This window comes from Variovorax sp. V15 (genome assembly GCF_041154425.1).
GTDB classification, from domain to species: Bacteria; Pseudomonadota; Gammaproteobacteria; order Burkholderiales; family Burkholderiaceae_C; genus Variovorax; species Variovorax guangxiensis.
The window spans coordinates 2,324,538-2,340,814 of record NZ_AP028659.1; the positions used below are offsets into that span (position 1 = coordinate 2,324,538).

The following is a 16,277-nucleotide window of genomic DNA, read 5'->3' on the forward strand; positions in this document are numbered from 1 at the left end:
GGGGAGGGTTTGCATCATGGATTCGGGAGTTGTCCGATGACGCGGTTTCGCGCGTCAGGCCAGGCTGTGGGCGGCGTTGGCGGGTTCGCGGCGCTGGGTGGTTCGCTGCTGGGAGCGGCCTTGCAGCTGCAGCAGCCGATGCTGTGGCCGGCATGGGTCTATGCCGGTTTGCTATGTATAGGCACGGCCGGAATGTGGTGTCGCCGAGTGCCGGGGAGCGCGCTGCTGTTGGTCGCCCTGGCATGTGGAGCGATGGCCGGCGCGGGGCTCGCCGGATGGCGTGCGGTGGCCTATGCGAAGAGCGCATTCGACCCGTCGCTCGAAGGCCGCGACCTGCGCGTCACGGGCGTCGTGTCGGAGATGCCCCAGCGCAACGAGGCCGGCACGCGCTTCGTCGTGGATGTCGAATCCGCGCAATGGACAGACGCCGACACGCGGGGCCGGCCGGCCGTACCCGATCGCATCGCTCTCGGCTGGTATGCGGACGGCTCCAGTCCCTGGGGGCATACCTCGCCAGCCAGCACCGTTGCCGCTTCCCCGCATGCCGGCGAACGCTGGAGCCTGACGGTGCGCCTGAAAGCGCCGCACGGCAACCGCAACCCGCACGGCTTCGACAGCGAACTCCGGATGTGGGAGCAGGGCCTGCACGCCAGCGGCCATGTACGAGCCGGCGCGCGCGACGCGGCGCCCGTGCTGCTCGGCCCCACCTGGCTGCATCCCATCGAGCGTGCCCGTGAAGCGGTGCGCGACGCCATCTTCGAGCGCGTGCCCGACCGCGCCCGCGCAGGCGTGATCGCGGCCCTGGTCACCGGCGACCAGAACGCCATCGACCGCGCGGGCTGGGATGTGTTCCGTGCCACGGGCGTGGCGCACCTGATGTCGATCTCGGGCCTGCACGTCACGATGTTTGCCTGGCTCGCCGCGCACGTGGTCGGCCTGCTCTGGCGCCGCAGCGCCCGGCTGATGCTTCGGCTGCCCGCCCAGCAGGCGGCGCTGGTCGGCGGCGTGCTGCTGGCCGCGCTCTATGCGCTCTTCAGCGGCTGGGGCGTGCCGTCGCAGCGCACGGTCTGGATGCTCGCGACGGTCGCGCTGCTACGTCTGACCGGGCGGCGCTGGCCCTGGCCGAACGTGTGGCTGCTGGCCGCATCCGTCGTGGTCGCGCTCGATCCTTGGGCGCTGATGCAGGCGGGCTTCTGGCTGAGCTTCGTGGCGGTGGGCGTGCTCTTCGCGACGGACGCCGGAATGCCGGGCGAGCAGCAGGCCGGCGCGGCTGCTCGCCTGCTGCGCTTCTTCCGCGAGCAGTGGACCATCACGCTGGCGATCACGCCGCTGAGCCTGCTGCTGTTCCAGCAGGTGTCGCTGATCGGGCTGCTCGCCAACGCGGTGGCGATTCCGTGGGTCACGCTCGTGATCACGCCGCTGGCGATGCTCGGCGTGGCGCTGCCCCCCTTGTGGGACGTGGCCGCCTGGGCCGTGCATGCGCTGGCGCTCCTGCTGCAATGGCTGGCCGGCCTGCCGCATGCCACGCTGTCGATGGCGGCGCCTCCGCTGTGGATGGCCGCCTGCGGCGTGGGCGGCGGCGTGCTGCTGGCAATGCGGCTGCCATGGTCGCTGCGCAGCCTCGGCGTTCCCCTGCTCCTGCCGGTGCTGCTGTGGCAGGCACCGCGGCCCGCGGTGGGCGAGTTCGAGCTGCTCGCCGCCGACATCGGCCAGGGCAACGCCGTGCTCGTACGCACCGCCACGCACAGCCTGCTCTACGACGCCGGCCCGCGCTACAGCCTCGAAAGCGACGCGGGCCATCGCGTGCTGGTGCCGCTGCTGCGCGCGTACGGAGAGCGGCTCGACACGCTGGTGGTGAGCCATCGCGATGCCGACCACATCGGCGGCGCGCCCGCGGTGCTCGCGATGCAGCCCGGGGCCGCGCTGCTGAGTTCCATCGAGGCCACGCACCCGCTGCAGGCGATGCGCATGGCGAAGCGCTGCGAGGCGGGGCAGTCGTGGAACTGGGACGGCGTGCGCTTCGATGTGCTGCATCCCTTCGAGAGCGACTACCGCAGCTTCGGCAAGCCCAATGCGGTGTCGTGCGTGCTGCGCATCGACAACGGACGCGCGTCGGCGCTGCTGGCGGGCGACATCGAGCGGCTGCAGGAGACGGCGCTGCTCATTCGCACGCCGCAGCTGTTGCGTGCGGACGTGCTGCTGGCGCCGCATCACGGGAGCAAGACTTCGTCGGGCGCGGCGTTCCTCGATGCAGTGCAGCCACGCATCGTGTTCGTCCAGGCGGGGTATCGCAACCGCTTCGGCCATCCGGCGCGGGAGGTGGTGGCGCGGTACCGCGAACGAGATGTGCGGCTGATCGAGAACACCCACTGCGGCGCCGCGCATTGGAGCAGCGCGAAGCCTGCCGAGGTGGGCTGCGAGCGAGAGCGCCGGGCGCGTTACTGGCAGCACCGGGAGCCGGAGTAGGTTGGCCGTCCGGAGCCCTGAAATCGTGAACTAATTGTCAAAAGTAGCCTGAAAGACCTCTTGTAAAGGCGTCCCCGATCGCGTTCCATGCGTTGTATCGTTTCGCTACAACTCAGAACAAGGGGGCAACATGGACAAGCACAACCGTCGGATCTCTCGCTGGGGCCCGTCTTCCGGGCGCGCCTCATGACGACCGGCGTTCCGGCCATCACCAGCGCGAGCATCGCCGGCGGCTCCGGCGCGCGTCTCAAGATGCATCGCGAGGGTCCGGTGCTCGTCCTCACGCTGAGCAATCCCGAGGCGCGCAACGCGATCAATCCCTCGGTCTACCGGACGGCCGCCAAGGCGATACGCACCACCGCCGGATTTCGCACGGTGCGCGCCATCGTGCTGCGCGGGGAGGGCGATCACTTCAGCGGCGGCGGCGACCTGCGGCGCCTCGCCCGGCAGCGCAAGCTGCCGCCCGCCGAGCAGCAAGGCCACATCGACGCGCTGCACGAATGGCTCATGGCGATCGAGGAGGCACCGCAGCCCGTCATCGCCGCGGTCGAGGGCGCCGCGATGGGCGGCGGCTTCTCGCTTTGCCTGGCCTGCGACCTGATCGTGGCCGCCGAGGACGCGAAGTTCGCGATGTCGTACATCAACGTCGGCCTCTCGCCCGACGGCGGCGGCACCGATTCGCTGGCCCGTTCGCTGCCGCCGCAGGCCGCACTCGAAATGCTGCTCGACGGCACGCCCTGCACCGCGAAGCGGCTGCATGAGCTGGGCGTGGTCAACAAGGTGGTGCCGCACGGCGAAGCCGGCGCCGCCGCGCTCGCCTGGGCGCAGCAACTCGCGCGCGGACCGTTCGAAGTGCAGGCGCGCATCAAGCAGCTGGTTTATGCGGCGCGCGGACGCAGCCGCCGCGAGCAGCTGGAGGCCGAGCGCGAGTCCTTTCTGGCCAGCCTCTACAGCGACGAGAGCGGGGAGCGCATCAAGGAATTTCTCTCGCCCCGCAAGAAGCCGGAAACGACCGGGGAGGGCCCCCCGACCTGAGCGCGGAAAGATCATCCGACCCGTCTCCGGCCTTGGCATCAGGGGTTCTACTGGCCCTGAACTTGCTAAGCTACTAACTCAAGGAGATTGGTCGTTCCATGCACAAATTTGACGAGATGTACGAGCAGCTTCCCTATGCTGGAGCTGCGATCCGACAGCATTACAAGCGCTACGACCAATGGCTCGCGAAGCAACCCGGTGAGGTGATGCGTTCGCGACGCGAAGAGGCGGAAATGATCTTCCGCCGGGTCGGCATCACCTTCGCGGTGTACGGCGCAAAGGACGAGGACGGCTCCGGCACCGAGCGGCTCATACCGTTCGACCTGCTGCCTCGCATCATTCCCGCCCACGAGTGGGACAGCATGGAAAAGGGGCTGGTGCAGCGCGTTACGGCGCTCAACCGCTTCCTGCATGACGTCTATCACGACCAGGAAATCATCAAGGCCGGCATCATCCCGGCCGAGCAGATCCTGAACAACGCCCAGTTCCGCCCCGAGATGATGGGCGTGAACGTGCCGCACAACGTCTACTCGAACATCTCGGGCATCGACATCGTGCGCGCCCCCGACGCACAGGGCAACGGCGAGTACTACGTGCTCGAAGACAACCTGCGCGTGCCCAGCGGCGTGAGCTACATGCTCGAGAACCGCAAGATGATGATGCGGCTCTTTCCAGAGCTCTTCAACCAGAACCGCATCGCGCCGGTCGCGCACTACCCCGACCTGCTGCTGGAAACGCTTCGCGCCAGCGCGCCGCCGGCCACGGCCGAGCCCACGGTGGTGGTGCTCACGCCGGGCATGTACAACAGCGCCTACTTCGAGCACGCCTTCCTCGCGCAGCAGATGGGCGTGGAGCTGGTCGAGGGGCAGGACCTGTTCGTCAAGGACAACTTCGTCTACATGCGCACCACGCGCGGGCCGAGGCGCGTCGACGTCATCTACCGCCGCGTGGACGACGACTTCCTCGACCCCGAGGTGTTCCGCCCCACGTCGACGCTGGGCTGCGCCGGCCTGATGCGCGCATACCGCGAGGGCAACGTCGTCATCTGCAATGCGGTGGGCACCGGCGTGGCCGACGACAAGTCGATCTACCCCTATGTGCCGAAGATGGTGGAGTTCTATCTCGGCGAGAAGCCGATCCTGAAGAACGTGCCCACCTACATGTGCCGCAACAAGGACGAGCTGCAGTACACGCTCGACAACATGAAGGACCTGGTCGTCAAGGAAGTGCACGGCGCCGGCGGCTACGGCATGCTGATCGGCCCCGCCGCCACGCAGGCCGAGATCGAGGACTTCAAGAAGGCCGTGATCGCCAAGCCCGACGGCTACATCGCCCAGCCCACGCTGAGCCTGTCGACCTCGCCCACCTTCGTCGACGCCGGCATCGCGCCGCGCCACATCGACCTGCGCCCCTTCGTGCTCTCGGGCAGCGAAGTGCAGATGGTGCCCGGCGGCCTCACGCGCGTGGCGCTCAAGGAAGGCTCGCTGGTGGTGAATTCGTCGCAGGGCGGCGGCACCAAGGACACCTGGATTCTCGAAGCCGACCGTGTGCCCAAGTCCAAGGCTCCCGCACAGTCGCAAAGCCAATCGCAGTAGGAGCACGAACGATGCTGTCCCGCACCGCAGATCACCTCTATTGGATGTCCCGCTACACCGAGCGCGCCGAGAACACCGCGCGCATGCTGGACGTCAACTACCAGACCTCGCTCCTGCCCCAGTCCGCAGAAGTCGCCAAGTACGGCTGGCAGGGCGTGCTCTCCATCAGCGAACTGCTGCCCTGGTACAACCAGAAGTACGACCAGATCGCGCCCAAGGAAGTGATGGAGTTCATGGTCAAGGACGAGAGCAACGCCTCGTCCATCGTCTCCTGCCTCAAGGCCGCTCGCGAGAACGCACGCGCCGTTCGCGGCGCCCTCACCACCGAAGCCTGGGAAACGCAGAACACCACCTGGCTCGAAGTCAACCGCATGCTGCGCTCGGGCGACTTCGAGCGCGACCCGGGCCAGTTCTTCGAGTGGGTCAAGTTCCGCTCGCACCTGTCGCGCGGCGTCACGCTCGGCACCATGCTGCAGGACGAGGCCTTCTACTTCTCGCGCCTGGGCACCTTCCTGGAGCGCGCCGACAACACCGCGCGCCTGGTCGACGTGAAGTTCCACGCGCTCAACAGCGAGTTCTTCGGCGCCGCCACCGAGGAAGATCAGGAATACGACTTCTATCACTGGAGCGCCATCCTGCGCAGCGTCTCGGCCTTCGAGGTCTACCGCAAGGTTTACCGCGACGTGATCAAGCCGGAGCGCGTGGCCGAACTGCTTATTCTTCGCGCCGACATGCCTCGCTCGCTGCATGCGAGCCTGGTCGAGGTGGTCAACAACCTGGCGAAGGTTCAGAACGAGCAGAGCGCTGAAACGCAGCGCCGCGCGGGGAAGCTCCTGGCCGATCTGCAATATGCGCGCGTCGACGAAATTCTGGCGACGGGGCTGCATGCATATCTCACGCAATTCCTCGATCGGGTGAATGAGCTGGGGGTGCGGATCAGCCAGGATTTTCTGGTTCCGGCGCATTGAAATGCGAAAGCGTCATCTCCCTTGCGGGAGATGACGCCCGCTCCACTCAGCGCGAACTTTTGACAATTGTTGACGCAACTAAATCAGCAAGATCAAAAGTAAGCAATAAGAATTAAAATTGCCGAAATTGAATGTTTTCAGACGTTTAAAAGCGTGAATTAATACCTTGTAAGCAAGCGCCGCGCTCCCATAATCGCGCTCCTCAGTTTTCATTTGGTCACAAATGAAGCTGCGACATGACAACTGTGAGGGAGCGTAAAAGCGATGAATCGGCACTTGCACCGCGTGGTCTTCAACGCGGCCAGAGGGATGCGCATGGTGGTCCAGGAAACGGCCGCCAGCACTGGAAAGGGCGCCAGCAGGGCGACGACCGCCGCAGGTGCTGCCGCCCTCGCAGGTGTGCTGATCGCAGGAGCCGCACACGCCCAGATCGTCGGTGCCCCCAACGTTCCCGGCAATCTCCGCCCGACCGTGCTGACAGCGCCCAATGGCGTGCCGCTGGTCAACATCCAGACGCCTTCCGCCGCGGGCGTCTCGCGCAACGTCTACAACCAGTTCAGCGTCGGTTCGAACGGCACCATCCTGAACAACAGCCGAGTGAACGTGCAGACCCAACTGGGTGGGTTCGTTCAGGGCAACCCCAATCTGGCCACGGGCACGGCGCGCATCATTCTCAACGAGGTCAACGGCGGGACGCCCAGCCAGCTTCGCGGCTACATCGAAGTGGGTGGCCGGCGCGCGGAAGTGATCATCGCGAACCCGGCGGGCATCAGCGTCGACGGCGGCGGCTTCATCAATGTCAGCCGCGCCACGCTCACCACCGGCACGCCGCAGTTCAACGCCGTCGGCGGTCTTGACAGTTTCCTTGTTCGTGGCGGAACCATCACCATCGACGGCGCGGGCCTCGATGCAAGCAAGACCGACTACGCGGCCATTCTTGCGCGTGCTGTGCAGGCCAACGCGAGCATCTGGGCGAGCGAGCTCAAGGTGGTGACCGGCGCGAACCAGATCAGCGCCGACCATAGCCAGATCACGCCCACGACGGGCACGGGCACCACTCCGACCTTTGCGCTAGACGTCGCTGCTTTGGGCGGCATGTACGCCAACAAGATCGTCCTGATCGGAAGCGAAGCCGGCCTGGGCGTGCGCAACGCGGGCAGCATCGGCGCTGGTGCCGGGGGGCTTGTCGTCACGGCAGCGGGGCGCCTGGAGAACATCGGCACGCTGGAAGGTCAGTGCGTTGAACTGACCACGCCTAGCGATATTTCGAACCGCGGCGGCACGGTCCGCCAGGGCAGTTCGGCGGGCCTGACGATTGCCTCGCAGGTCTTGAGCAATACGAATGGCGGCGTGATCGGTGCCGAGCCCGTGAGCGCTGGTGCAAGCACCGGCGGTACGAGCAGCGGTGGCTCGACTGGTGGCGGAACCACGAGTCCGATCGGTGGCGGCGGCACGACCACGCCATCGACCACGGGTGGCGGCGACACGGGCTCGAGCGGTACATCCACGCCAACCACCTACAGCCCGCCTGCACCGGGCGCCATCACCGCTGGCGGGACCATCTCCAACGATGGCGGCAAGATCTACGCGGGCGGTCCCATCACGCTCAACACGCCGCAGATCAACAACGCAGGCGGCTCGCTCAATGTCGCGACGATGGCCGTTGCAGGCCCGAGTTTCAGCAATGCGGGCGGCACGCTCAATGTCAGCCAGAGCTTCGGCGCGAACGTCGGCTCCTTCGACAACACGGGTGGCAAGCTCAATGCGGGCAGTCTGAGCATCACCACCACTGGTGATCTGCTCAACGTAGATGGCACGCTCACGAGCGCTTCCGATGTCAATCTGGCGGTGGGCGCCAATGGCGACAACACGCGTGGCACGATCTCGGCTACTGGCGCGCTGAATGCGAGCTTTGCCGGCGCAGTTCAGAACACCTCCGGCACGCTGACCTCGAACCAGAGTCTCAATGTCGCTGCCCAGTCCCTGAACAACAGCCAGGGCAACATCTCATCGGCAGGCAGCAATGTTCAGCTCACCATTGGCCAGCAACTCCTGAACACCGCGGGGCACATTGCCAGCGGCGCGAACCTCTCGGTCCAGACTGGCAGCCTCGATGGCAGCGGCGGCAATCTGCAGAGCACGGGCGACATGACCGTTGCTGCCAGTCAGGCGCTGACTTCCACGGGCACCAACATCGCAGGTGGCAACGCCACGTTCAAGGGCGCTTCTGTCGACCTCTCCGGTAGCCAAACCGGCGCCGCCAATATCGCAATCACGGCTGGTCAAGGCAACGTAACCACCAGCGGTGCTACCGTCGCAACACCGGGCACGCTCGCCATCACGGCCAACGCGCAGCCTGGTCAGACATTGGTGAACAACGCGGGCCAGCTGAATGCCGCCCAGCTGCAGATCAACGCCTCGAACATCGCCAACACCAACAGCGGCCAGATCGTCCAGACGGGCACTGGTGCGACCGTTCTTGCCGTCAGCGGCAGCATCGACAACTCGAACTCGCATATCGCAACGAATGGCCAGGACCTGACCCTTCAGGCAGCGTCCATCACGAGCACGGCCGGCAAGATCGACCATGCCGGCACTGGTACGCTGACCATCGCGGGAGGCAGCTTCAACGGAGCAAGTGGCGCGATCACAGGTAACGGCGCATTGAACGTCAACCTGTCCAGCGCCTTCAACCAGGATGCTGGCACCACCTACGCGAAGCAGATCGACATCACAGCCGGCTCGCTGAGCAACCAGAGCGGCGGCAGCATCGTGCAGGCCGGCGCAGGCACCACGACGCTCAACGTTGGCGGCTCTCTTTCCAACAACGCGGGAACCATCGCAAGCAATGGCGCGATCATCGCTAACGCAGGTTCGATGACCAACCAGGGCGGCAAGCTGCAGGCAGCGGGCTCCTCTGACCTGAACCTCACCGTTGTCGGTCAGCTCGACAACTCCGCGGCAGGCAAGATTTCCTCAGGCGCGAATACGAGTGTCTCGGCCGGGAGCCTCAAGAACGACACTGGCAGTCTGACCGCTGTCGGCAACCTGGATGCAACTGTCTCGGGTGCCGCGACGAATGTGGGCGGCACGCTTGCGGCCAATGGCAACACGACGCTGACAGCAGCCAGCCTGGACAATAGTGCAGGTACGACGGCAGCCGTCAGCGGCGACCTGAAAGTCACGACCGCAGGCACCACCACCAACACCGGCGGCACTTTGCAAGCTGGTGGCTCGACCACGCTGAGCAACGGTGGCTTGAGCAGCGCGGGCGGCAAGATCTTCGGCAACAGCCTGAGCATCGACGCTCACGGGGGAGCGTTGGACAACAGCGCCAAGGGAACCATCGCTGCGACCACCACCGTCGATATCAAGTCCGGAGCGCTCAACAACGACACCGGTCTTGTCCAGTCGGGCGGGGCGATGACCATCGACACCAACGGCCAGGCGCTCACCAACACCAACGCAGCTGGCCACACGAATGGCCAGGGCGGTATCACGAGCGCTGACACTCTGACGCTCAGCGCAGGTTCCGTGAACAACAACTCGGGCTTCATCGGGGCCAAGGGAGCTCTTACTGCCACAACACAAGGTTCGCGGGGCTTTTCCAACACCGTCGGCGGAAAACTCATCGGACAGGCTGCGGTCACGATCAACACCAACGGTGCGAGCTTCGAGAACAGCGGTGGTGAGACACAGGCGGTCGGGGGCCTAACGGTCAATGCTGGTGCACTCAAGAACGTTGGCGGCCTGCTGCGCTCCAGCGATACCACTATGCTGAATGCAGCGAGTGTCGACAACGCCAACACCAGCGGAACGAATCAAGGCATCGAGGGAACGAACGTCGCAATCAACGCCGGGGGACTCGGGAACAAGACCGGCGCCGTTCGCGCTGCGCAGAATCTCACGGTGACCAGCAGTGGGACCGTCGACAACTCCACGGGTGGCCTTCTGTCGGCGGGCGATACCGTCAAGATCGTTGATCCGAACGCAGGGAATCCGAGCGCCGAGACGCTCAATCTGGTGAACACCAGCGGAACCTTGACGGCCACGACCAGTCTCCAGATCGACGCCGCCAAATTCAGCAATGACGGCACCTTCACGACGGGCAAAGACATGTCCGTGGCGCTGACGCAAGACATCGTCAACAACCGCGATATCAGCGTGAGCGGCAATCTCACCTATGGCACCACCGGCAATCTGGCAAACAACGCGAAGCTGCTCGCGGGTAGCACCCTGACAGTCAACGGCAATGTCGTCGACAACGCAGTGACAGGCGAGATGTCGGGCACGAACACCATCATCAATGCGGGTACTCTCAACAACAGAGGACTGATTGACAGCCAAGGCAACACGCAGGTCAACGCGGGAACCCTGAACAACATCGGAACAGGGCGCATCTACGGCAATGCCATCTCGATCGGTGTCGGAACGCTGGTGAACGAAGCCGAGAGCATTGGTGGCACGACAACGGCCGCGACTATTGCTTCGCGCGGTGACCTGAATATCGGTGCGGGTACTCTCACGAACCGTGAACATGCGTTGATCTTCAGCAGCAACAACATGGCCATCGGTGGGACGCTTGATGCGAGCCGTAAAGCCGCCGGCCAGGGCGGCACGCTCGACAACCTGAGCGCGGACATCCAGTCGCTGGGCAACATGTCCATCTCGATGGCTGCCGTCAACAACCGCGACGTGCACATCCAGTTGGGCACGCCCACTTCGGTCTCGAGCGTCGCGGTCGGTATAGCACCCGTCACGCCGATGGGCAGTGGTGTGGGGCGGACTACGCAGTACACGATGGACGAGGTCAACCTCGATCCTGCCAACGGGTTCGTCTACCGAAAGGACACGGGCGAGTTGGTAGGCATGGGGGGCTATGGCGTCTGGACCAACAACATCACCACTGTCACTGACACGGCCGTCAACGCCGATCCCGCGCATCTGATCGCAGGCGGCAACATGACGATCAATGGTCGCCTGTACAACCAGGACAGCCAAGTGCTTGCGGGCGGGACAATCACCGCCAGCGACTACCAGTCCAGCCAACTGAACGGCTCGGTCAATGTGTCGGGTCTGGCGAGCGTGGTCAATAACCAGGGCCAGGTCCAGGCCGTCAACATCCCCATCGTGGCCGCGCCGCAAAGCATCGCATTGGGTGCCTACAAGTACCAGCAGAACCTCAACGCGACCACGGGCTACAACGCTGGCAGCGCCGCCAAAGGGTCCGGTGGTGCGACCGGTGGCGGGGCCACTGGTGCAAGCGGCGGTCCTGGCGCGGGAGTCATCGTGGAGGTGGCCGCCGATGTGGGGACGGTAGTAAGTGCGGGTGGCTCTGGGGCTAGCGCATCCGGAGGAGCCAGTACCGGCAGCACCCAAACTGTACCTGCGGTGGTGCGCACCAGTACACCAAATCTGAACGTGCCTCAGGCTAGCCTGTTTCGTACGCAGGCGGGCGGCAACTACTTGATCGAGACGGACCCAAGGTTTGCGAACTACCGCAATTGGCTCAGCAGCGACTATCTGCTCAACAGTTTTGGACTCGACCCGAACAACATCCTAAAGCGTCTGGGCGATGGCTTCTACGAGCAACAACTTATCCGCGAGCAGGTTGCTCGCCTGACTGGGTATCGATATTTGGGCGGCTTTAACAACGACGAGGACCAGTATGCGGCGTTGATGAATGCCGGCGTGACCTTTGCGAAACAGTACGGGCTTCGTCCGGGCGTGGCGTTGACTGCCGCTCAGATGGCCCAGCTCACGAGCGACATCGTCTGGTTGGTCGAGCAAACCGTCACCTTACCCGATGGCTCCGCGCAGAGGGTGCTTGTGCCGCAGGTCTATGTGCGGGTGCAGCCAGGCGACATTGACGGATCGGGGGCGCTGTTAAGCGCGGACTCAGTAAAAATCAAGAGTTCGGGCGATGTAACGAATAAAGGCACCATCGCCGGCCGCTCACTGGTGTCGATCACTGCCGATAACGTCAACAACCTTGATGGGGGCCGAATTGCGGGAGGCAGCGTGGATATCGACGCGCGCACCAACATCAACAATATCGGTTCTGCGATCACCGCCAGAGAAACTGCTGTACTGACAGCAGGCGGAGATATCAACGTGCAGACCACGACGCGATCCCTTGGCGCAAGCACAGCCATCGATCGTGTAGCAGGAGTCTATGTCACCAATCCGGGGGGCATCTTGCTCGCGTCCGCAGGCCATGATGTAAATCTGGTGGGGGCCGCCATGATCAGTGCCGGCTCATTGGGCGTTGGTGCCGGACACGATATCAATCTCGGCACCGTCACCGAAGGCCATACGCTTGTATTCAGCGCACCAGGTGCAGCGGGGATTTCTTCGGAAAGTCGCGAAGTAGGTTCCGTCATACAGGGGCAGGATAACGTGCGCTTGGCCGCTGGCAACGATGTCAACGTGCGAGCGGGTGCTGTGCAAAGTGTGAATGGTGGATTGGTTGTCACCGCCACCAACGATATCAACGTCACTTCGGGGCAAGCAACGACAAATACCGCATCGGCCACTCAGAAGTCCTCCAAGAGCCTCTTCAAGAAGAGCAGTTCTAGCACCATGGACACTAGTGCCACCGCCGAGGTGCTTTCCAGCAGCCTGAGCGGCAGCAGTGTCACGCTGGTGGCCGGCAACGACATCAAGCTGCAGGCGGCACAACTCCATGCGGACGATGCGATGAGCCTGTCTGCAGGCCGTGATATCAACCTCACGACTGCCAATCAGACCGACCTGGAATTGCATGCAGCGCAAAGCAAGACCAGCGGCACTGCATTTGGCATGGGCCTAGCCGCCGCAACGTTCATGGGCGACGTCACGGCAGTCGCGATCGCGGGCAACAAGAAATCTTCCAATCATGCCGATGCAAGTATCTCAACCCAAGCCATAGGCACCACCATTTCGGCTGGAAGCCTGCAAACGGTGAGCGGACGAGACACGACGCTGCAGGCGGCGACCGTCGTGGTGGACAAAGACATCACGATGGTGGCTGGACGGAACCTGACCGTGGAGAGCGCTCAGAACCAGCGGATTTCGAGCAGTTACGACGCCAACAGCAAGTCAGGGATGATCGGCCAGTGGTACAACCCTGCGATCGGCAACGTCAAGGGCTCGCAGGCCAATGCCGAAATCAGTACGACACAGCAGGCCAGCCAAGTCGCCAGCCTCCAAGGCAATGTGACTCTGGTGGCTGGCAATGAGTACCGCCAGACGGCCAGCAGCGTCTTGGCTGCAGGGCAGGCCGGCCCGCTGGTGGGGGGCGATGTCAACATCCTAGCCAAGAACGTCGTGATCAACGAGGCGTACAACACCACGCAGTCGATCACTCTCGACAAGAGTTCCAGCACCATCGTAGGCGGCAGCGCGAACTTCATGGGAGTGGGCACCGACACTCTCAAGGGGGGATCCAGCACGATCAAGGCCATGGGCGACATCGGCGGCGACGGCCGCATGCAGGCCCTTGGTGCCATCAATCTGGCTATGAGCGGCAAGCAGGCCTATGACGCCGTGCAAGCAATTGGCGGGACAGGTCCGCTGAGCTATGGCGTCAGCGTCAACGTGAGTCGCAACAGCAGCCAGAGCACAAGCTTCACCAACACCAGTGAGGCGGTAGGTTCCAGCGTTGTAGGTGCGAACAACGTCAACATCGTGGCCACGGGCGGCGACAAGGATTCGAATATTCGCGCCGTGGGCTCCACCATCGCTGCTGGCAATACCGTCAACATGGTGGCGGACAATGACATTACCTTGGAGGCCAGCAAGAACACGAGCGTGACGGTAGGCCAGAACTCCAGCCGTGGCGCCAATGTGGGCGTGACTTTCGGTGCAGGTGCTCAAAACGGCTTCAGCATCCAGTTGGGCGTGCAGAGCGGCAAGGGCAGCAACAATCAGAACGACACCACGTACAACTCCACCCAGGTTTCCGGTGGCAAGGCGGTGAACGTCTCCACAGGTCGCAACCTCACGCTCGACGGGGCGACGATCGAAGGCAACCGCGTGACGGCGGATGTCGGAGGTGACCTGAAGATCACCACCTTGCAGGATGTGAGCGTGGGCCAAAGCCGGCAATCCAGCGGCGGCTTTGGAGTGAGTTTGTGCATTCCGCCGATCTGTTATGGCGCGGTGGCTACCGTCAGCGGCAGCGCGGCAGGCGCGAAGGCGGACGGGATTTTCGTCAGCCCGGGCGTGCAATCCGGTATCAAAGCCGGGGATGGCGGCTTTGATGTGAAGGTCGCGGGCAACACCGACCTGAAGGGTGCGGTGATTGAGAGCACGCAGGCAGCCATCGACGGCAAGAAGAACAACTTCAGCACGGGTGGTGCGCTCACCATGACTGACTTGCAGAACGTGAGCCAGTCAAGCGGCGGCAGCTACTCGGTCAGTGGAGGACTGAGTGTGGGTTACACCACGGCGCCGACCGCCGCCACGGAGACGGCGCCTGCCAGGGACATGACGGCATCGTGGACTGGGCCGAGCAATCGCCCCAGCGGGGCTGCGGGCGTGGGCAGTTACAGCGGCAACAACCAGGCCAGCGTCACGAAATCTGGCATCTCGGGCATTGCGGGCGATCAGAGTGTGCGAACGGGGGACAACACCAGCGCTGGCACACTGATAAAGGATTGGAATACCCAGGCCATCGTCAAGAACGTCCAGGCACAGGCTCAGATCACCCAGCAGTTCAATCAGAACGCGGCGCGCGAGATCGGAACCTATTCGGACAAGCAGCGAGATGCTGCCTTGGCGCGTGGAGATAAGGCCGAGGCCGCGAAGTGGGACGAAGGTGGGGAATACCGAGTGGCTGCACATACGGCGGCAGGTGCCTTGGGCGGTGGCGTTGCGGGGGCGTTGGGGGCTGGTGCCAGCGCAACCCTGATGCCGAGGGTGGGGCAAGCTATTGCCGACCTGGATCTTCCAGCGCCGGTGGCGCAGGCTGTTGGGGCAGCGACCGCTGCAGCGATTGGAGGCTTGGTCGGTGGAGCACCAGGCGCAGCGAGTGCCTACAGCATCGATATCAATAATCGACAGCTGCACCCGACACAGGGAGATGCGATTCGAAGTCGTGCTCGATCACTTGCAGGCACTGAGGGGCTGACCGCTGAGCAATGGGAGTCCAGGCTGACTCAGGAGGCGTTGCGCCTAAATGACTCGACCTTTGCCGATCGCTATTCGGAGGACCCTGGTGCAAGAAATATTCTTGCGGGAATCCAGAATTCCGGCGGCCCACGAATGGATTACTCGGGGACTGCGGAATATTACGATCCAGCGATAAATTCTCAATACTTGGGGCAATTGGCAAATCTTTATGGCAATGCTGGAAAGATGCAAGGCACAAGCCCGAATCTGAATGCATTGACATATGCATTCGCCAATGCGACAAGTAGTCCGACCTTTTCCAATCTGTCAAAGACTGAGCAAGTCAGCGTGCTCGGCCAATTGATGATGTACTCCGACCTGCTTGCTGCTATGCCACAGGCAAGTGCCGCTGACAGAGCGGTCGCTGATGCCGCAACACGAACAGCTGCCGCATGGGCGAAGCAATCGGGTGCAGTTCCTGAGAATTTCAAAACTGCGGCGGATTCACGTCAAGGACAGCAAATCACAATGAGTTTGCTGATCAATGGTCGCTATGAAAAAGACTCAACGCCTACAAACCAGCGCCCATTTTCGGAGTGGACAACGGCGGAGCGGCAGGCAGCAATTGACCAAATTCAAGGGGCATTGCCAGAAGGCATCGCGCGTCGCCAAAATCCATCAACCTTGACGATGGAGACAGATGGAACTTTGATTTTAAGTCGTGTCGGGGGTATGCCCACGCCAGCGCAGCGGGAGCTGGCAAATCAGATTTTTGGGGAAGGCAATGTCAAATTTGTTGCTGGAGGAAAATCTGCAAATGCTGATGGGGAGGCGGGGCATCATTCTGAGGCCCGCGGCATAAATGCAGCTGATAACCCTTCAGGCGCGATCCAAGTTACCAGTCATTTTGCCTGCGATAGCTGCGCTGCTCGACAGGCGCTGGCAAACGTGATCAATCTTACTGGCACCGCGGCCGCCAATGGAGGCGTGATTGGGAGACCTTTGGACTTGACGACAAAACTACCAGGCGCAGGGACTACAATTGGCGTGTCCATTAATCCCGTGATTACGCTTCCTGTTATCCCGGCTGCAATAGAGCAAATGCGAGGTGGTAAGTGAG

At 63.2% G+C, this 16,277-nt stretch carries 5 protein-coding genes; all 5 read left to right on the forward strand.

The window, feature by feature from the left end; genetic code table 11:
• Nucleotides 1-36 precede the first annotated feature (36 nt).
• The 5 genes from ACAM57_RS10990 (at nt 37) to ACAM57_RS11010 (ending at nt 16,276) form a co-directional block, all read left to right on the forward strand.
• Complete coding sequence (locus tag ACAM57_RS10990) at nt 37-2,466, forward strand: DNA internalization-related competence protein ComEC/Rec2 (protein WP_369661656.1); 2,430 nt, start codon at nt 37-39, stop codon at nt 2,464-2,466.
• A gap of 186 nt (nt 2,467-2,652) precedes the next feature.
• Nucleotides 2,653-3,501, forward strand: a complete 849-nt coding sequence (locus tag ACAM57_RS10995) for an oxepin-CoA hydrolase, alternative type (RefSeq protein ID WP_369661657.1) — start codon at nt 2,653-2,655, stop codon at nt 3,499-3,501.
• A gap of 98 nt (nt 3,502-3,599) precedes the next feature.
• Entirely contained in the window at nt 3,600-5,096 is a 1,497-nt protein-coding gene (locus ACAM57_RS11000) for a circularly permuted type 2 ATP-grasp protein (RefSeq protein WP_369661658.1), read from the forward strand.
• 11 nt (nt 5,097-5,107) lie between these two features.
• Complete coding sequence (locus ACAM57_RS11005) at nt 5,108-6,064, forward strand: alpha-E domain-containing protein (RefSeq protein ID WP_019656032.1); 957 nt, start codon at nt 5,108-5,110, stop codon at nt 6,062-6,064.
• Between the two features lie 276 nt (nt 6,065-6,340).
• Nucleotides 6,341-16,276, forward strand: coding sequence for a hemagglutinin repeat-containing protein (locus ACAM57_RS11010; RefSeq protein WP_369661659.1), 9,936 nt, complete (start codon nt 6,341-6,343; stop codon nt 16,274-16,276).
• Nucleotide 16,277: the final 1 nt, after the last annotated feature.

Coding starts and splice junctions, on each gene's coding strand:
- ACAM57_RS10990 (WP_369661656.1), top strand. CDS start 37: ATGACGCGGTTTCGCGCGTCAGGCCAGGCTGTGGGCGGCGTTGGCGGG.
- ACAM57_RS10995 (WP_369661657.1), top strand. CDS start 2,653: ATGACGACCGGCGTTCCGGCCATCACCAGCGCGAGCATCGCCGGCGGC.
- ACAM57_RS11000 (WP_369661658.1), top strand. CDS start 3,600: ATGCACAAATTTGACGAGATGTACGAGCAGCTTCCCTATGCTGGAGCT.
- ACAM57_RS11005 (WP_019656032.1), top strand. CDS start 5,108: ATGCTGTCCCGCACCGCAGATCACCTCTATTGGATGTCCCGCTACACC.